An 18,090-nucleotide genomic window follows, 5' to 3' on the forward strand; every position below is an offset into this window, starting at 1 on the left:
CATGCTCCTGCACCCCCTGTCCTCAGCGTCCTCTCAGCGTCGCCGTGCCAGCCTGCGGCTGCGACCCGGGCGGGGACCCGGGCGCGAGCACGGACCAGGGGGACGCGTGACGCTCGTCGACGAGGGCAGGTCCGGTCAGCGCGGCGGCGCGACCGGTGCGGGCAGCAGGGCCTTCCGGCCCGACGTGGAGGGGCTGCGGGCCGTGGCCATCGGCCTGGTGCTCCTCTTCCAGGCGGGCGTGCCGTCCTTCGGCGCCGGCCTGATCGGCGTGGACGTCTTCTTCGTCATCTCCGGCTTCCTCATCACCGGGCTGCTGGTGCGCGAGGCCGAGCGCACCGGGCGCGTCTCGCTGCGCGACTTCTACGCCCGCCGCGCCCGGCGCATCCTGCCCAGCGCCGCCTTCGTGCTGCTGGTCACCCTGGTCGGCTCCGTGCTGCTGCTGCCCGAGCGCACCTCCGCGATCGCCCGCGACGTCGTGGCCGCCGGGGCGCAGGTGGCGAACTGGTGGATGCTCTCCTTCGACGTGCACGCCCTGGACCCGGTGGCCGAGCACAGCCCCGTCAAGCACTACTGGTCGCTGGCGGTGGAGGAGCAGTTCTACGTCGTGTGGCCGCTGCTCGTGCTGCTCGTGGCGCGGCGGGCGCGGCGCGAGCCGGGTGCGCTGCGCCGCCGGCTGGCCGTGGCGCTGGGCGTGCTCAGCGCCGTCTCGCTGGTCGCCTCCGTGGTGATCACCTCGCAGGCCGGCCTGTTCGGCTACCTCAGCACGATCACCCGTGCGTGGCAGTTCGGCGTCGGCGGCCTGCTGGCGCTGGCCACCCCCTGGCTGGCCGCCCGCTGCCGCGAGGGGCGCGCGGCGAGCCGGCTGCGCGCGGCCGGCTGGGCCGGTGCGCTCGTGCTGGGCCTGAGCGCGGGCCTGGCCACCCGCTTCCCCTACCCGGGCGCCGTCGCGCTGGTGCCCACCCTGGCCGCGGCGGCCGTCATCGCCGCCGGCACCGCGGGCGTGGCGCGCGGCTCGGTGGCGCAGGTGCTCTCGTGGCCGCTGGTGCGCACCTGCGGGCGCCTGTCGTACGTCTGGTACCTCTGGCACGTCCCGGCGGTCGTGCTGGCCGTGCAGGTCCTCGGCGCCCGGCACTGGGCGGTGCTGCTGGCCGTGGAGCTGCTGGCCGTCGTGCCCGCCGCGCTGACCGCCCGGTTCGTGGAGCGGCCGCTGCGCTTCTCCCCGCTCGTGGCGGCCTCGCCGCGCCGCGGGCTGCTGCTCGGCGCCGTCACCACCGCGGTCGTCGTGGGCAGCGGCCTGGCCCTGGCCTGAGCCGCCGGACCGAGCCGCATACTCTCTGTGCCGTGGTGACGACGCGTCGTGGATCCTGCCGCGGGCGGGTGGCGCGGTGAAGGTGCTCGTCGTCGAGGACGAGGTCGCCCTGGCCACCACGCTGCGCCGCGGCCTGGAGGGCGAGGGCTTCAGCGTGGAACTGGCCCACGACGGGCGCGAGGGCCTGTGGCGGGCGGTGGAGTTCGGCTACGACGTCGTCGTGCTGGACCTGATGCTGCCCGTGCTCAGCGGCTACGAGGTGTGCCGCCGCCTGCGCGCGGCCGGCGTGTGGACGCCGGTGCTCGTGCTCAGCGCCAAGGACGGCGAGTACGACGAGGTCGACGCGCTGGACCTGGGCGCCGACGACTTCCTCGCCAAGCCGTTCTCCTTCCCCGTCCTGGTCGCGCACCTGCACGCCCTGGTGCGCCGCGGCGCGCCGGAGCGGCCCGTGGAGCTGAGCGCCGGGGACCTGCGGCTGGACCCCACCACGCACCGGGTGCACCGCGGGTCCACGCAGCTGACGCTGACCGCCCGGGAGTTCGCGCTGCTGCACCACCTCATGCGCCACCGCGACGAGGTCGTCAGCAAGGCCCAGCTGCTGGAGGCGGTGTGGGACCCGCACGCGCACACCGACCCCAACGTCGTGGAGGTGTACGTGCGCTACCTGCGCCGCAAGATCGACGTGCCCTTCGGGCGCGCGGCCATCCAGACCGTGCGCGGGGCCGGCTACCGGCTCGCCGCCGACGGCGGCTGAACCGCCCCGCCCCCCGCGTCGTCGTCGTCGACGGCGTCGTCCGTGCAGGGCGCCGCGGCCGCCAGCGGCAGGCGCACCTCGAACAGCGCCCCGGGCCCCTCGCCGCGGTCGGTGCAGCGCACCGAGCCGCCGTGCGCGGCCACGGCACCGGCCACGATCGCCAGCCCCAGCCCGGTGCCGCCGGAGGCGCGGTCGCGGCTGTCCTGCAGGCGCACGAAGCGGTCGAAGACGCGCTCGCGCTCGGCCGCGGGCACGCCCGGGCCGTCGTCGGCGACGCTCAGCACGGCCTGCCCGCCCTCCGCGCGCACCTGCAGCTCCACCCGCCCGGCGGCGTGCCGGGCGGCGTTGTCGGTGAGGTTGCGCACCACGCGCGTCAGCTGGCCGGGGTCGCCGAGCACCCGCGCCGGCGCCGTGCGCACCCGCACCGCCAGGCGGGTGGCCCCGCGCAGCCGCGCGCCCTCCGACTCCAGCAGCTCGTCGAGGTCCACCTCCGCGCGCACCGCGGCCAGCGCGCCCTCGTCCGCGCGCGCCAGCAGCAGCAGGTCGGCCACCAGGCGCTCCAGGCGCCCGGCCTCGCGCCGCACCAGCTCGGCGAACTCCTCCGGCGCCCCGGCGCCGGGGTGGCGCCGCTGCACCTCGGCCGCCGCGCGCAGCGTCGCCACCGGGCTGCGCAGCTCGTGGCTGGCGTCGGCCACGAAGCGGCGCTGCGCGCGCTGGGAGGTCTGCAGCCGGGCGAGCATCGCGTTCATCGTGCGCGCCAGGCGCGAGACCTCGTCGTCGCCGTCGGGCACCGGCACCCGCCCGTCCAGGTCGGTGGAGCCGATGCCGTCCACGGTGCGCCGGATCGCCTCCACCGGGCGCAGCGAGCGGCCCACGAAGACCCACGTGGCGACCCCGACGGCCACCAGCACCAGCAGCCCGCCGGCCAGCAGCAGCGCCGCGGCGGTGCGCACGGTGTGGTCGGCGCCGGCGGTGCTCTCCGCCGCCACCACCGCGTAGGGGCGCTCGCCCGCGGCCGCGCCCACCACCACGACCACCCAGCGCTCCTGGCCCTCGCGCTCGCGCAGCACCGGCAGCACCCGCACCCCGCCGGAGGCCTCCCGCACGCCGGGCCGCTCGTCCACCAGGGGCGGCAGGCCGCGCAGCGCGGCGCTGGCCGTGACGACGCGGCCGTCGGCGTCGACGACCTGCACGTGCGAGCCGCGGTCGGCGTCGGCGCCCACGAGCTCCTCCAGGCGCCGCAGCGCCGCGGGGTCGGTGCCGGCCAGCGCCCCGGGGGTGACCGCCACGCGCACCAGCCGCGCCTGCACGAGCGCGGAGGTGGCCAGTGGGTCGCGCACCTGCCGGGCGAGCACGAGCAGGCCCGCGCCGGCGCCGGTGCCCACCAGCAGCGCCAGCACGAGCACGGCCGCGGCGGTGGAGCGCACCCGCACCCCGGCGCGCGCCCAGAGGCGCGCCGGCGCACCCCTGCGCGCCGCGCCGGGGCGGGCGCGGGCCCGCGCGGTGGGCGCGGTGGGCGCGGTGGGCACGGGCTCCTCCCCCCGGTCGGCCGTCGGCACGGCGAGCGTATCCGCCGGCGCGGGCGGCGCCGGGCGCCCGTGCGGGCGGCGCGGCGGGTCCGCTCGCCCGGCCCGCCGGGCCCCCCTAGGTTCTGGACCATGGATCTGCAGGGTGAGGTGGCGCTGGTCACCGGCGCGGGCAGCGGGCTGGGTGCCGCGATCGCGCGCGAGCTGGCGGCGGCCGGCGCGAGGGTGTGGGTCAGCGACGTGCGCCAGGAGGCCGCCGACCGCACCGTCGCCGAGATCGGGCGGGACGGCGGCAGCGCCGCCGCGCTGGTGCTCGACGTGGGCGACCCGGTGGCGGTGCGGGCGGCGGTGGGCTCGGTGCGCGAGCAGGACGGGCGCGTGGACGTGCTGGTCAACAACGCCGGCTTCGACGTGTGCACGCCCATCGAGCACCAGAGCCCCGAGCAGGCGCAGCGCGTGGTCGCCACGAACCTGCTCGGGCCGATGTACCTGGTGGCGAACACCTACCCGGCGATGCTGGAGCGCAACCACGGCTACGTGGTGAACACCCTGTCCACCGCGGCGCGGCGGGTGTGGACGGAGGCGTCGGCGTACGCGGCGAGCAAGCACGGCCTGCGCGCCTACACCGCCGCCCTGTTCAAGGAGGCCCAGCGCGACTGCAGGCAGCGCCACGGCTCGATCGGCGTGGGCGTCACCGGCCTGATCCCCGGCGGCATGGCCACCCCGTTCGTCACCGACCGCTTCCCGGACGCGGACCTGACCAAGCTGCAGCAGCCGGCCACGGTCGCGCGCGCCCTCATGACGGTCTTCGCCACCTGGCCCGACAGCGTCGTGCCGGAGCTGGCCGTGCTGCCGCCGGGGGAGAGCTCCTGGTGAGCCGCCCCGGCCCGTGCCGCGCTCACCGCGCGCCGCTCGGTGCGACCCGGCCGGCCGGGGCGTGGTCCAGCTCGGCCCAGGCCGCGGACAGGAACGGCGAGAGCGTCACCGACAGGTAAGCCGCGCCGAGCACCACGAGCACCGCGGGCAGGGCGACGTGCTCCAAGGCCAGACCCGCGCCCAGCTGCCCGAGCGGCATCGCCGCCCACGCCCCGGCGCCGACGACGCCGTCGACGCGGGCGCGGGCCGCGGGCGGCACCCGCTCGAGCTGCGCCGCCCCGAGGACCGGGTTGATCACGCCGGCGGCTGTGCCGGCCAGCACGGCCGTGACCGCCGCGAGCGCCAGGTCCGGCTCGGTGGCCAGCACCAGGAAGCGGGGGCCGCCCGCGAGCAGGAACGCCACCGAGAAAGCCGTCCGGCGCCGGACCCGCCCGCCAGCCGCCCCGTACGCCAGCGCGCCCAGGACGGCGCCGGCGCCGAAGAGCGCCACCAGCAGGCCCAGCGCCGGCCCGCCGCCCAGGTGCTCCTGCGCGAACACCGGCAGCACCACGGAGCTGTACGCGGCGTCGAAGGCATTGGTGCAGGCCACCATCAGCACCACCGCGCGCAGCAGCCGGTCCCCGCGCACCACGGCCAGGCCTTCCGCCAGCTCGCGCCAGTACCCGGTGCGGACGGGTGCGTCGCCGCGGGTCGCGGCGGGCACGGCGACGGCCACCAGCAGCGCCGCCGCGGCGAACGTGGCGGCGTCCAGCGCCAGGACGGCCGGCGCTCCCACCACGCCCACCGCGACCCCGGCGACGGGGGCGCCCAGCAGCCTGGCCAGGCGCTCGGAGGCGTCCATCCGGCCGGTGGCGCGGTCCAGCGGCACGCCGGCCGCCGCAGCCAGCTCCGGCAGCAGGGCGTGACGTGCTGCCCGCCCGGGGGTGTCGAGCAGCCCCGTGGCGAACAGGCACACCAGCAGCACCGCGAACGGCAGGCCCGCGGTGGCGTCCAGCAGCGGTACGAGCCCGATCGTCACCGCACCCGTGAGGTCGCTGACCACGCTCGTGCGGCGGTAGCCGGCCCGGTCGACCAGGACGCCGCCGAACACGCCGCCGAGCACGACGGGGACCAGCGCCACCGCGGCGGCGACACCGACGAGTGCGGTACTGCCGGTGGTGGCGTGCACGTGCAGCGGCACGGCGATGGCCGTGGCCGTGTTGCCCGCGGAGCTCGTGGTGTGGGCCGCCAGCACCCACCACAGGCGCGCCCGCGCCGTCACGGCGCACCGGGCGGCCGCAGGAACGCCGAGTAGACCACCGCCACCGCCCGGGTCCCGTCCCGCGAGGCGTCCGAGCGCTCCTGCCAGCGGGCCAGCACGGACTCCAGCTCCGCGGAGAAGGCGCGCAGCTCCTCCGCGGTCAGGTGCCAGTGCCGGTCCCCCTGAGTGCCCGCGGCCACCCAGTGCGCCGGCAGGGACGGCTCGGCGTCCAGGTACGCCTCCTGCAGCTCGGCGTACCTGCGCGCGACCTGCCGCCGCAGCGCGGTGGACGCCGCCATCCGCTCGGGGTCCGCGCGGTCCTCGACGCTGTCGATCGTCGTGCGCTCGTGCACCGCCCGCCACCAGCGCTCGCGCCGGTCGCGGGCGCGGTCGGCAGCCTCCTCGACGAAGCCGACATCGGCCAGGCGCCCCAGGTGGTAGCTGACCGAGCCCGGTGCCTCGTCGACCGCGCGCGCCAGGGCGCCGACGCTGGCGGGCCCGGAGGTCCGCAGCGCGGCCAGCAGCCGCAGGCGCGTGGGGTGCGCCAGGACGCGCATGGCCTCGGGCTCGGTCAGGTGGACGGTGCGCGGGGGAGCCACCGGAGGACCGTAAGTCGTGCAAGAGTTCTTGCACAAGAATTCTTGCAGACCACTGTGCTGCCGCTCCGCTCGACGCCGTCGCGGGATCGACGTGCTGGTGGGGGCGCACCCCGCCTGCGGGCCCCCGCGCCCCGAGCGTGCCGGTCCAGGGCGCTCAGCGCAGCGGCACGCTCACCAGCCGGTCGTCGCCGGCGCGCGGCTCGCCGCGGAAGGTGTTCGACGTCAGCACCCACAGCGAGCCGTCGGGGCCGACCTCGACGCTGCGCAGGCGCCCCAGCCTGCCGCTCAGGTGCTCCTCGGGGGTGCCCGTGGGCCCGTCGGGGTTCAGCGGCACCCGCCACAACCGCTCCCCGCGCAGCGCGGCCACGTACACCGCGTCGGCCGTCACGGCGATCCCGCTGGGCGAGGCCTCGTCGGTGGTCCACGTCTGCACCGGGGCGACGAACCTGCCGCCGCCGTCGCCGGGCCCCTCCACCTGCGGCCAGCCGTAGTTGCCGCCGGGGCGGATGACGTTGAGCTCGTCGAAGCGGTCCTGCCCGAACTCCGCGGCGATGAGGCGGCCGGCGGAGTCCCAGCCCAGGCCCTGCGGGTTGCGGTGCCCGTACGACCACGTCGGCGAGCCCTCGAACGGGTTGTCCGGCGGCACGGCGCCGTCGGGGGTGATGCGCAGGACCTTCCCGCCCAGCGAGCGCGGGTCCTGCGCCGCGGGCCGGTCCTGCGCGTCGCCGGTGGCGACGTAGAGCATCCGGTCGGGGCCGAAGGCGATGCGCCCGCCGTTGTGGGTGGTGTTCTTCGGGATGCCGGTCAGGACCGGGCGCGGGTCGGTGAGGCGGTCGTCGGCGTAGGAGTAGCGCACGACCCGGTTGTCGTCGCGGGCGGTGAAGTACAGGAAGACCTGCCGGTCCTCGGCGAAGCCCGGGGAGACCGCCACGCCCAGCAGGCCGCCCTCGCCGGCGGGCACCACCCCGGCCACCGCGCCGCCCTCGCCGTCCGCGGCCACCTGCGCCAGCACGCCCGGGCCCGTGCGCACCACCCGGGCCTGGTCGCGCAGCGTCACCAGCGCGGTGCCGTCGGGCAGCACCGCCGTGCCCCACGGCACGTCCAGTCCCGTGGTGAGGTCGACGGGCTCGCCGGGCAGGCCCCTCGCGGCGGGCGTGGTCGGCGCGGCGCTCGCGGGCGGCGCGGGCGCCGGCGGGGGCGGCGGAGGGGCCGGGGAGGTGGTGGGCGCGGCGGCGGAGGGAGCGGGCGGGGCGGCCGGGGGAGCGGCGGAGGGGGTGGTGCCCTGGCCGCCGGCCGAGCACCCCGTCGCCAGGGCGAGCACCAGGGCGGCGGCGCCGGCGCGGGTGCCGTCGCGGTGGCGGTCCCGGCGGTGCCTGCTCACGCGCATGCGGCCATGGTCGCCCGGGAGGCGCGGGCGTGCACGGGGACCCAACGGTTACCCCCTTGAACCTTGGGGTTAATGGCATTAACCTCGGTCCATGAGCACCCTCCGCTCCCTGGACCGCCCCGGCGGCCGCCTCGCCACCACGAGCACCGGCGCCGGACCCCTCGTCGTGGCCGTGCCCGGCATGGGCGACACCGTCGGCGCCTACCGCGACCTCGCCGGCCCCGTCGTCGAGGCCGGGTACCGCCTCGTGCTGGCCGACCTGCGCGGGCACGGCGCCTCGGGCACGACCTTCCGCGAGCACGGCGACGAGGCCACCGCCGGCGACCTCGTCGCGCTGCTGGAGGACGCCGGCGAACCCGCCGTCCTCGTGGGGAACTCGATGAGCGGCTCGGCCGCCGTCCTCGCCGCCGCGCGGCGCCCCGACCTCGTCGCCGGCCTCGTCCTGCTGTGCCCGTTCCTGCGGCCCGCCACGCCGCGCTGGGCCGACCCGCTGCTGCGCCTGGCGTACCGGGTGCTGTTCGCCCGCCCCTGGGGGGCGCGCGCGTGGGTCGCCTACTACGGGCGGCTGAACCGCGGGCGGCACGCCCCGTGGCTGGGCGAGCACCAGCGCGAGCTGCGCGCCTCCCTGGCCGACCCCGCGCGCCTGGCCTCGCTGCGCCGCCTGGCCGTCTCGCTGGACCACTCCGTCGTGCCGCCGCGCCTGCCCGACGTCACCGCCCCCGCCCTGCTGGTCGTCGGCGCCCTGGACCCCGACTACCGCGACCCGGCCGCCGAGCTGGCGTGGATGGCCGGGCAGCTGCGGGCGGAGACCCTCCTGGTCCCCGACGCCGCGCACTACCCGCACGCCCAGCGCCCCGACCTCGTCGCCCCGCGCGTCGTGGACTTCCTGCGCCGCCACCACCCCGGCACCACCGCCGGGCAGGGCCCCGCCGACGGCGCCGCCGGTGCCTAGGGCGGGGCTCTCGCGCGCCGCGGTCGTCGCCCTGGCCGTCGAGCTGTGCGAGGGGTCGTGGAGCGGCCCGGCGCAGCTGTCGCTGTCGGCGCTGGCCGCCCGCGCCGGGGTGTCCACGCCCGGCCTCTACAAGCACGTCGCCTCCCTGGCCGAGCTGCGCACCGAGGTCGCCGAGGTCGCCGTGCGCGAGCTGACCCGCTCCTGCGCGGCCGCGACCGTCGGCCGCTCCGAGGAAGACGCCCTGCGCGCCCTGGCCCGGACGGTGCGTTCCTTCGCCACCGAGCGGCCGGGCCTGTACGCCGCCGTCCAGCTCGACGCCCCCGCCGGGGGTTCCCCGGGCCTGGTGGCCGCGGCCGACGAGCTCGTCTCCCTCTTCGCGGCCGTGGTGCGCGGTTTCGGCCTGCCCGCCGCGCGCGCCACCGACGCCGTGCGCACCGTGCGCGCGGCCGTGCACGGGTTCACCGTCCTGGAGGCGCAGGGGGGTTTCCGCCTGCCCGACGACCCCGGGCGCAGCCTGGAGACCCTGCTCGACGTCCTCGTCGCCGGGTTGCGCTCGCTGGCGCGCTGAGCGCCTCCCCGCGGGCCGGCCGCCGGGCCTCACCCGCCGCCGAGCCTCACCCGCCGCCGAGCCTCACCGGCCGGCGGAACCCCGGACGGTGGCGTACCCATGTAGGACATGGACAGGGTCTTGGTCGCGCCGAAGTCCAGCAGGCGGCTGAGCTCGCCGTAGGACGTCCGGCCGCGCTGCGCGTCGCGCAGCCCGCGCAGCGCGGTGAGCGGGTTCTTCACCCGCGGCCCCATCCCCACCACCTCGCGCAGCAGCAGCCCGTGCCGGCCCAGCAGCGCCGCCAGCTCCCCGGGGGTGATGAACATCGACCACCGGTGCACCGGGGTGTCGAAGACGCGCGTCCAGCGCCACTCCTGCAGCACCCGGATCGCCAGCAGCCTGCTCGCCCGCGTCCGGTTCACGGTGTCGAAGAAGTACACCCCGTCCGGTGCGAGCGCGCGGGCGGTCTCGGCGACCACCCGCTCGAGGTCGTCGACGTGCTCGAACACGTCGCAGCAGTACACGACGTCGAAGGCGTGGTCCTCCACCGGCAGGTCCTCGCCGCGGCCGACGCGGTAGTCGATCGCCAGGCCCGAGGCGGCCGCGTGCTCGCGGGCCGTCGCCAGCGACGCCGCCGAGGGGTCCACGCCCACCACGGCGCAGCCCAGGCGGGCGAACTCCTCGGCGAGGAAACCGCCGCCGCAGCCGATGTCGAGGGCGCGGGCACCCGCCGGGTCGCGGCCCAGGCGCTGCGTCAGCACGGAGCGGAAGTACTCGAACCGGGCGGGCGTCACGCTGCCGTGCAGCATGTTCAGCGGGTCGTCCTCATCCCACCAGGACGAGGCGTGCCGGTCGTAGACGTCGTTGTCCACCCCGAGGACCGCTCCGGGAACCACCCCGGGACCTGCCGCGCGCCGCTGCTCCACCGGTGCCACCCCCTCGCGGCGGGCCGCCCACCGCCGGGGCCCCCGCCCGGCCCGGCCCGCGCGTCGACGGAACGCTACGCCCGCCCGTCGCGCCGGTCCAGGTCCCGGCGACGGGCCGGTGGGCGAGCGGGCCGGCGTCCTCAGCGAGCGGGTGGGGCGGCGTCCTCAGCGGGCCGCTGCGCCCTCCTCGTCCGGGTCGGGGACGAACAACCGCTCGGGCAGCCGCCGCCGCGCCTGCGCGAGCACCTCGCGCGCGCCGCGGAAGTCGCCGACGGGCACGGGCACCGCAGGGCCGTCGCCGGTCTGCAGCACGTGCGTGCCGTCGGCGCGCACGGTCACGCCCACCACGTCGTCCCAGCGGGCGACGAGGTCGCCCTCGGGCAGGCGCAGCGCGACCCCGTCCTCGCCGGCCACGAGCCGGGTGCCGCGCGGCACGCCCTTGAACGGGCGCGGACGCAGCTCGCGCCCGGCGGGCACCGGGGAGGTGCTCGCCGCCAGGCGGCCCAGGCCGGGCCGGTCCAGCTCCGCGTCCTCCGGCAGCAGGGCGATCAGCCCCGGCAGCGCGGCGCGCACCGCCTCGCGCAGCTCGCCCGCGCCGCGCTGCCGGGTCCGCTCGTAGCGCTGCGCGGGCGTGCGCGGCGGCAACCCGAGCAGCAGCTCCTCCGCCGCGGCCGTCACCGCGTCGCCGGTGCGCCGCGGGTCGGCCAGCGCCTCGAACGCCTGCGCGGCGTCGGCCCGCAGGTCCTGCGCCGAGGGGCCGTGCTCGGCGAAGGCCTCGACCACGTCGACGAGCAGCCCGGCGACCTCCGCCGCGCGCGCGGGGTCGTTGTCGGCGTGCACGGCGACCTCGGCGGTGCCGGCGTCGACGCGCAGCGGGTCCACGTCCACGTCGTAGGCCAGCCCGCGCTCGTGGCGCACCGCGTCCTCGGCGGCGCGTGCCAGCAGCCGCCCGACGGCCAGGTCGGTGCCGTCGGCGCCGTCGGCGCCGGCCAGGCGCAGGGAGACCGCCGTGCCGCCGGCGGGGGAGTCCCACGCGGGCAGCTCCAGCGCGCGCGGGGCGAGCACCGGCACGGGCGCGCGCTCACCGGGCGGCAGCGGCAGGCGCAGGTCCCCGGGCACGGGGCCGCTCAGGGCCAGGACCGCGTTGCCGCGTGTGAACCAGCGCGCGGCCCAGGCGGCCACCTCGTCGCCGCCCAGCCGCGCCACCCCCACGTCGCGGTAGGCGAGCAGCCCGGCCCCGCGGCAGCCGTAGCGCAGGCTCGCCGCCTCCGCGGCCGGGGAGGAGCCGCCGCGGCGCTCGGCCTCGGCGGCCAGCACGCCGCGCTCGACGTCCAGGGCGGCGGTGTCCAGGGCGCCGAGGGCGCGGCACACCCGCGCGAGGAACTCCACGACGTGGTGCGGCGAGCCGCTCGCCTCGAACGTCGTCGTGTGGGCGCTGACGGCGGCGTTCGCCTCGATGGGCACCCGGCCCACGCCGCGCATGACGAGGTGCTCGACGAGGTGCGTGATGCCGCCGTCCAGGAACGCCTCGTCGGCCCGCCCGACGCGGAAGACGAGCGCGGCCGACAGCGGCGCGGGGCCGTCCGCGCGCAGCACCGGGACGCCGTCCACCGCGGTGGACGTCAGGGTGTCGAGGAGCCTCACCCCCCGAGCGTAGGGACGCCGGACGCGCCCGGGGCGCGGCCGGGCGCGCGCGCCACCCCGACGGCGCAACGCGCCGCCGCTGCCGCGCGGGCCGGTGCGTCAGCCCGCCGGCGCCAGCGCGGCGGCCTCGTAGCGGCGCACCACCAGGTCCACCAGCAGCGGGTGCGGGCCCATCGGCTCGGCCACGGCGTCGGCGCCCGCGTCGGCCAGGCGGCGGGAGAAGACCCCCGGCGCGAGCAGGTAGCTGGCCACCGCCACCCGCCGGGCGCCGGCGCGGCGCGCGGCCGCCACCGCGTCGGCCACCGTCGGCTCCTGCGCGGAGAGGAACCCGGTGCTCACCGGTGCGCGCAGGCGGTGCGCGAGGAGCCCGGCGGCGGTGCGCACGTCGGCCTGCGCCACGGCGTCGGAGGAGCCGGCCGCGGCCAGGACCACCGCGCCGTCGAAGCCGGCCGGGTCCTCGCCCAGCGCCTCGCCCAGCCGCTGCAGCACCACGTCGGTGACCTCCGGGCCCGGGCCGAGCGCCGCGCCGGCCACCGCCAGGCCGCCGCTCGCGGCGACGGCCTCGGCGATGTCCACGCGCACGTGGTAGCCGCTGGAGAGCAGCAGCGGCACGACGACGCTCGCGCGCCCGGCGGCGCTCAGCTCGCCCACCACCTCCGGCAGCTCGGGGCCGTGCACGTCGACGTGGGCGGCGCGCACCTGCAGGTCCGGGCGGGCGGCGGCCACGGCGGCGCGCAGCGCGTCCACCGTGCGCCGGCCCGTCTCGGAGCGGGTGCCGTGCGAGCAGGCGACGAGCACGGGCGGCGCTGCGGCGGGCGGCGCTGCAGCGGGCGTTGCGGTCACGGGTCCTCCCGGGGTCACGAGTCCTCCACGACGTCGAGGCGGTAGCCGCGCTTGACCAGGGTGCGCACCAGGTCCGGGGCGGGCAGGCCGCTGCGCAGCCGCGCCACCGTCACCTCCACCGCGTGCGCGTCCTGCGCGCCGGGCAGGACGGCGAGCAGCTCGTCGCGCGGCACGACCGCCCCGCGCGCGCGGGCCAGGCGGCGCAGCACCGCCAGCGGCCCGGGCGCCAGGTCCAGCACCCGCCCGTCGAGCACGGCCGCCTGCGCGCGCAGCACCAGCTCCCCGTGCGCGGTGGCGACCCGGTCCAGCGGGGTGGTGGCCAGGTGCTCGGTGAGCGTGCGCAGCAGCGCGCCCAGGCGCCAGCGGTCCGGCACCAGCGGGTCCACGCCGGCCGCGCGCAGCGGTTCGGCGGTCACGTCGCCGACCGCGCAGGCCACCACGCCGTCGCCGAAGGCGCGCAGCACCTGCTCGCGCCGGCCGGCGGCGGCCGCGGCGTCCAGCAGCGCCACCGCGCCGGGGGCGCTGGTGAAGGTCACCGCGTCCAGCCGGCCGCCCGCGACGAGGTCCACCATGCGCTGCACGGCCTCGGGGTCGTCGGGGGGCAGCCAGCGGTAGACGGCCACCCCGCGCACGCGCGCGCCGGCGGCCACGAGCGGCTCCAGCTGGTGCTCGTCGGCGGCGCCGTGCAGCTGCACGACGACCGAGCGGCCGGCCACGCCCTCGTCGACCATGTGCTGCACGGCCTCGGCGGTCTGCTCCGAGGCCGCCGACCAGGCCTCGCGCAAGCCGTTGGCGCGCACCACGCCGGTGGCCTTGGGCCCGCGCGCCAGGATGCGGGCGCGGCCCAGGACGGCGAGCAGGTCCTCGGCCAGCCCCGCGGCGTCGGCGGCCTCGACCCAGCCGCGCAGCCCGATGCCGGTGGTCACCAGGACGTCGTCGGGCGGGTCGGCGATGACGTCGCGGGTGTCGGCCAGCAGCTGCTCGTCCTCGGTGATCGGCACGATGCGCATGGTGGGGGCGTGCACGACGCGCGCGCCCTTGCGGGTCAGGCTGGCGATCATGTCGTCGGAGCGGCGGTCGCTGGTGACCCCGACGCTCACCCCGAGCAGCGGCGCCGGGGCGTCGGCGGGGGCCTGCGGTGCCGGCGGGGTCTGGGGCGCGGGCGCCGCGGCCGGCATCTCGTTCACCCTCCCGGACAGTAGGCGACGGCGCCGGGGGGCGCCACGAGCCCGGCCGGTCCGGCGGGAGCCTGCGCCCGGGCGGCGGCGACCTCCCCGACGGTGGTGGCCAGGTCGGCGACGGGGCCGACCACGACGACGGCGGGGGAGCGCACGCCGCGCTCGGCGGCCACGGCCGCGATCCGCTCCAGGGGTGCCAGGGTGGTGCGCTGCTGCGGCGTCCAGCCCCGCTCGACGACGGCCACGGGCGTGGCGGGGTCCTTGCCGGCGGCGATCAGCCCCTCGGCCAGCCCGGCCAGGGTGGACACGCCCATGAGCACCACCAGCGTGCCCTCCAGCGCGGCGAACGCGGCCAGCGCCGCGGCGTCGGGCACGTCGTGCCCGGTGACGACGGTGACGGAGCGCGCCAGGCCGCGGTGGGTGACCGGGATCCCCGCCGCCGCCGGCACGGAGAAGGCGCTCGTCACGCCGGGCACGACCTCCACCTCGACGCCGGCCTCGCGGCAGGCCAGGACCTCCTCGCCGCCGCGGCCGAAGACGTAGCCGTCGCCGCCCTTGAGGCGCACGACGTGCCGGCCGGTGCGGGCGGCCTCGACGAGCAGGCGGTTGATCTCCTCCTGCGGCACCGGGTGGTGGTCGGGGGTCTTGCCCACGTCGACGACCTCGACGTCCTCGCCCAGCTCGGCGAGCACCCCGGTGGGGGCCAGGCGGTCCACGACGACGAGGTCGGCCTCGGCCAGGCGCCGGCGCCCGCGCAGGGTCAGCAGGTCCACCTCGCCGGGCCCGCCGCCGACGAGCGTGACGCGCCCGGTCCGGCCCGGCTCGCGGGCACCGCGGCGCAGCGGGGCGGCGCCGCCGTCCAGCCAGCGCCCCAGCGACTCCTTCAGGGCGCGCGCGCGGCGCGGGTCGCGCCCGGCGGAGACGGAGACCGTCACCGCGGCGCCGTCGACCTCGCGGCGCACCACCGCGGGGGTCCAGGCCGCGGAGGCGTCCGCGTCGTCGGCGCGCACGCACCACGTGCGCCGCTGCTCGGCGGCCGACGCCAGGGCGTCGTCGGTGGCGCGGTCGCCGGTGGCGGTGTGCACGAGCCAGGCGCCCTCGACGTCGTCCGGGTGCGCCTCGCGCTCGTGCCACGTCAGGTGCGGCAGCAGGTCGCGCAGGTCCTCGCACACCGCCGGGGAGACCACGTGCACGTCGGCGCCGGCGGCCACGAGGTCGCCGGCGCGGCGCGCGGCGACCGGCCCGCCGCCGGCCACCAGCACGCGCCGCCCGGCCAGGTCCAGGTGCAGCGGGTAGGGGGCCCGCGCCCCGCCCGGCCCTGCGCCCGCCGCCGCGCCCGCGCCGCTCACAGCCGCACGCTCACGCGGCCGTCGGGGCCGACCTCGCACGGGTGCACCGCGATCGGCGCCTGGCCGGTGGTGGACTCGCCGGTGGTCAGGTCGAAGGCGTTCTGGTGCAGCGGGCAGACCACCACCCGCTCGTCGACCAGCCCGTCGGCCAGCGGGCCGCCGGCGTGCGGGCAGGCGGCCTGCACGGCGCTGACGCGGCCGCTGCGGTGGCGGAAGAGCGCGACCTGCTCGCCGCCGACGACGTAGGCGCGGCCCTCGCCCACGGGCAGCTCGGACAGCGGGCACACGTCGTGGGCGGTGCCCGCGGCGCCCGCACCGGCGGCGGGGGCGCCGGCGGCGGGGGCGCTGGTGGGGGTGGTCGCGGTCACCGGGTCACCTCCGCGGTCGCCGGGACGGCGTCGGAGTTCGCGTGCACGCCGGCGGCCAGGCCGCCGGGGGCGCCGGCGGGCCGGCGCGGCACCAGCGGCAGGTCCACCAGCGGCAGGGAGGGACGGAACTGCCCGGTGGTCACGGGCTGCTCGCCCTCCAGCCAGGGGTCGCGGTAGTTGTCGACGGTGGCCTGCATGCGCTCGTCCAGCCCCTCCACCAGGCCGTCGCTGTCCTCGACCAGGACGGCGCGGACCCGCTCGATGCCCAACCGTGGCACGAACTCGTAGGTGCGCTCCAGCCAGTTGCCCCACTCGCGGTAGAACTGGATGAACCGGCCGGTCAGCGCGATCACCTCCTCGGGGGAGTCGACCGTGGCCAGCAGGTCGCCCTTGCGCACCGAGGCGCCCGCGGCGCCGCCGACGTAGACCTCCCAGCGCCCCGAGCCGATCGCGACGACGCCGACGTCCTTGACGTACGCCTCGGCGCAGTTGCGCGGGCAGCCGACCACGCCGAGCTTGAGCTTGGCGGGGGTCTCCACGCCCTGGAAGCGGGTCTCGATGTCGATGCCCAGCTTGGTGGAGTCGCCCAGGCCGAAGCGGCAGAAGTCGGTGCCCACGCACGTCTTCACGGTGCGGAAGCTCTTGCCGTAGGCGTAGCCCGAGGGCATGCCCAGGTCCTTCCAGACCTTGGGCAGGTCCTCCTTCTTCACCCCCAGCAGGTCCAGGCGCTGCCCGCCGGTGACCTTCACCATGCCGACGTCGTACTTGTCGGCGACGTCGGCGATCTTCCGCAGCTGCTCGGGGGTGGTGACGCCGCCCTTCATCTGCGGCACCACCGAGAACGTGCCGTCGCGCTGGATGTTGGCGTGCACGCGGTCGTTGATGAACCGCCCGTCGCGCTCCTCCTCGATGCCGTCGGGCCACATCATCCGCAGCAGCGAGGTCAGGCCCATCTTCGACTTCGCGTCCTCCACCCCGCCGGGGGCCAGTTCGCGGAACACCGCCGAGACCGACCTCAGGCCCCGCTCGCGGATGGCGGCCATCAGCTCCGGCTTGGCCATCGGCACCCCGGGCACGTACCAGCTCGCGGACTCGTCGACGGTCAGCGCCCCGCCGGCGGCCCACGCGGTGATCTGCTCCACGACGGACGTGCACGAGCCGCAGCCCTTGGCCGCCTTCGTGGCGCCCATCACGGCGGTCAGCGACGTGGCCCCGTCCTGCACGGCGCGGACGATCTCGCCCTTGGTGACGCCGTTGCAGTTGCACACCTGCGCGTGCTCGTCGAGCTCGGCGACCCCGACGTCCTGCGCGGGCGTGCCCAGGTCGAAGAGCAGGGACATGCGCTCCTCGGGCAGCGGCAGGCCCTGGTCGAAGGCCTGCTGCAGGAAGGTCGTCTTGCGCACGTCGCCGAGCAGGGTGGCGCCCACGAGGCGGTCGTCGCGCACGACGACGTTGAGGTACACCCCGCGGTGCGGCTCGGAGAAGACGACGAACTCGTCCTCGTCGCGCTCGGGGCCGGGCAGGCCCATCTGCACCAGGTCCACCCCGGCGACCTTCAGCTTCGTGGCGGTGCGCGAGCCGTGGTACTCCGCGTCCGGGTCGGTGCCGGTGAGGTGGTCGGCCAGCACGCCGGCCTGCTCCCACAGCGGGGCCACCAGGCCGTAGGTCTGGCCGCGGTGCTGCACGCACTCGCCGACGGCGTAGACGTCCTCGGCGCCCTCCACGCGCATGCGGTCGTCCACGACGATGCCGCGCTCGACCTCCAGGCCGGAGGCCAGCGCCACGTCGGTGCTGGGGCGGATGCCGGCGGCCACGACGACGAGGTCGGCCTCGAGCACGCGCCCGTCGGGCAGCTCCACGCCGGTCACGCGCTCGGTGCCCAGCACGCCCTTCGTGCGCACCCCGGTGTGCACGGTGATGCCCAGGCCCTCCACGACGCGGCGCAGCACCCGCCCGGCCTCCGGGCCCAGCTGCTGGTTCATCAGGTGCTTCGGGGAGTGCACCAGGTCCACGTGCAGCCCGTGGGTGGCCAGGCCGTGCGCGGCCTCCAGCCCCAGCAGGCCGCCGCCGATCACGACGGCGCGGCGGTGCTCGCGGGCGGCGGCCAGCAGCGCGCGGGTGTCGTCCAGGGTGCGGAAGCCGAAGACGCCCTCGAGCATCGAGCCGTCCGGGCGGTGCAGCCCCTCCATGGCGGGGAAGAACGGCGAGGAGCCGGTGGCGATGACGAGCACGTCGTACGGGGTGGTGCCGCCCTGCGCGTCGTGCACCAGCTTGGCGAAGGTGTCCACGCGGGTGACGGCCACGCCGGCGCGCAGGTCGATGCCGTTCTCGGCGTACCAGGGCAGGGAGTTCAGGAAGATGGCCTCCTCCTCCTGCTCACCGGTCAGCACGTGCGAGAGCATGATGCGGTTGTAGTTGCCGTACGGCTCGGCCCCGAAGACGGTCACCTCGAACTGCTCGGCGCCGCCGCGCTCGAGGACCTCCTCCACGGCGCGGGCGCCGGCCATGCCGTTGCCGACGACGACGAGGCGCCGCTTGGGGCCGCGCTGGTGCGGGATGCCGCCGGTGCGGGTGGTGGTCGCGGTCACGGGG

16 protein-coding genes are annotated in these 18,090 nt (G+C 77.9%); 5 read left to right on the forward strand and 11 right to left on the reverse strand.

The genetic code is table 11. From position 1 onward, the window contains the following. Positions 1-106 precede the first annotated feature (106 nt). Both ACRYMN_RS08285 and ACRYMN_RS08290 read left to right on the forward strand, forming a co-directional pair. Positions 107-1,309 (forward strand): acyltransferase family protein, encoded by a 1,203-nt coding sequence (locus tag ACRYMN_RS08285; protein ID WP_432493881.1) that lies wholly within the window; start codon positions 107-109, stop codon positions 1,307-1,309. Positions 1,310-1,385: 76 nt separating this feature from the next. Beyond that, positions 1,386-2,063: a response regulator transcription factor gene (locus ACRYMN_RS08290; RefSeq protein ID WP_432493883.1), complete on the forward strand. Its 678-nt coding sequence runs from the start codon at positions 1,386-1,388 to the stop codon at positions 2,061-2,063. On the opposite strand, the gene ACRYMN_RS08295 is transcribed toward ACRYMN_RS08290, so the two are convergent. Further along, on the reverse strand, positions 2,036-3,622 hold the full coding sequence (locus tag ACRYMN_RS08295; protein ID WP_432493885.1) for a sensor histidine kinase: 1,587 nt from the start codon (positions 3,620-3,622) through the stop codon (positions 2,036-2,038). The two genes, ACRYMN_RS08290 and ACRYMN_RS08295, sit on opposite strands and share 28 nt — an antisense overlap. A gap of 99 nt (positions 3,623-3,721) precedes the next feature. Here ACRYMN_RS08295 and ACRYMN_RS08300 point away from each other — a divergent pair, with 99 nt between their 5' ends. Then, positions 3,722-4,465: an SDR family oxidoreductase gene (locus ACRYMN_RS08300; RefSeq protein WP_432493887.1), complete on the forward strand. Its 744-nt coding sequence runs from the start codon at positions 3,722-3,724 to the stop codon at positions 4,463-4,465. A 22-nt stretch (positions 4,466-4,487) separates the two neighbouring features. Here the strand turns inward: ACRYMN_RS08300 and ACRYMN_RS08305 are convergent, their stop codons facing one another. The 3 genes from ACRYMN_RS08305 to ACRYMN_RS08315 all read right to left on the reverse strand — a co-directional run bounded on the left by ACRYMN_RS08305 (position 4,488) and on the right by ACRYMN_RS08315 (position 7,691). Beyond that, positions 4,488-5,726 carry an MFS transporter gene (locus tag ACRYMN_RS08305; RefSeq protein ID WP_432493889.1) on the reverse strand — a complete coding sequence of 413 codons (1,239 nt, stop codon included), beginning with the start codon at positions 5,724-5,726 and terminating at the stop codon, positions 4,488-4,490. Continuing rightward, entirely contained in the window at positions 5,723-6,304 is a 582-nt protein-coding gene (locus tag ACRYMN_RS08310; RefSeq protein WP_432493891.1) for an ArsR/SmtB family transcription factor, read from the reverse strand. The genes ACRYMN_RS08305 and ACRYMN_RS08310 overlap by 4 nt, the downstream gene beginning before the upstream one ends. Before the next feature lie 154 nt (positions 6,305-6,458). Next, complete coding sequence (locus ACRYMN_RS08315) at positions 6,459-7,691, reverse strand: PQQ-dependent sugar dehydrogenase (RefSeq protein WP_432493893.1); 1,233 nt, start codon at positions 7,689-7,691, stop codon at positions 6,459-6,461. Between the two features lie 91 nt (positions 7,692-7,782). On the opposite strand from ACRYMN_RS08315, the gene ACRYMN_RS08320 reads away from it, so the two are divergent. Next, on the forward strand, positions 7,783-8,643 hold the full coding sequence (locus ACRYMN_RS08320) for an alpha/beta fold hydrolase (protein WP_432493895.1): 861 nt from the start codon (positions 7,783-7,785) through the stop codon (positions 8,641-8,643). Further along, positions 8,636-9,211 (forward strand): TetR/AcrR family transcriptional regulator, encoded by a 576-nt coding sequence (locus tag ACRYMN_RS08325; protein WP_432493897.1) that lies wholly within the window; start codon positions 8,636-8,638, stop codon positions 9,209-9,211. The genes ACRYMN_RS08320 and ACRYMN_RS08325 overlap by 8 nt, the downstream gene beginning before the upstream one ends. A 29-nt stretch (positions 9,212-9,240) precedes the next feature. On the opposite strand, the gene ubiG is transcribed toward ACRYMN_RS08325, so the two are convergent. The 7 genes from ubiG to nirB form a co-directional block, all read right to left on the reverse strand. After that, positions 9,241-10,086, reverse strand: a complete 846-nt coding sequence (gene ubiG, locus ACRYMN_RS08330; RefSeq protein WP_432493899.1) for a bifunctional 2-polyprenyl-6-hydroxyphenol methylase/3-demethylubiquinol 3-O-methyltransferase UbiG — start codon at positions 10,084-10,086, stop codon at positions 9,241-9,243. 195 nt (positions 10,087-10,281) lie between these two features. Continuing rightward, on the reverse strand, positions 10,282-11,760 hold the full coding sequence (locus ACRYMN_RS08335) for a peptidase M16 family protein (protein WP_432493901.1): 1,479 nt from the start codon (positions 11,758-11,760) through the stop codon (positions 10,282-10,284). Positions 11,761-11,859: 99 nt separating this feature from the next. Next, positions 11,860-12,603: a sirohydrochlorin chelatase gene (locus tag ACRYMN_RS08340; RefSeq protein ID WP_432493903.1), complete on the reverse strand. Its 744-nt coding sequence runs from the start codon at positions 12,601-12,603 to the stop codon at positions 11,860-11,862. Between the two features lie 14 nt (positions 12,604-12,617). Then, positions 12,618-13,664: a uroporphyrinogen-III synthase gene (locus ACRYMN_RS08345; RefSeq protein WP_432493941.1), complete on the reverse strand. Its 1,047-nt coding sequence runs from the start codon at positions 13,662-13,664 to the stop codon at positions 12,618-12,620. Positions 13,665-13,786: 122 nt separating this feature from the next. After that, entirely contained in the window at positions 13,787-15,130 is a 1,344-nt protein-coding gene (cobA, locus tag ACRYMN_RS08350; RefSeq protein ID WP_432493905.1) for a uroporphyrinogen-III C-methyltransferase, read from the reverse strand. Beyond that, a complete protein-coding gene (locus ACRYMN_RS08355) occupies positions 15,127-15,498 on the reverse strand; it encodes a Rieske (2Fe-2S) protein (RefSeq protein ID WP_432493907.1) in 372 nt (123 codons plus the stop codon). Before ACRYMN_RS08355 ends, cobA begins: the two co-directional genes overlap by 4 nt. Then, a complete protein-coding gene (gene nirB / locus ACRYMN_RS08360; protein WP_432493909.1) occupies positions 15,495-18,086 on the reverse strand; it encodes a nitrite reductase large subunit NirB in 2,592 nt (863 codons plus the stop codon). The genes ACRYMN_RS08355 and nirB overlap by 4 nt, the downstream gene beginning before the upstream one ends. Positions 18,087-18,090: the final 4 nt, after the last annotated feature.

It is taken from the genome of Kineococcus gypseus, assembly GCF_050871305.1.
In the GTDB taxonomy this organism is placed as follows: Bacteria; Actinomycetota; Actinomycetes; order Actinomycetales; family Kineococcaceae; genus Kineococcus; species Kineococcus gypseus.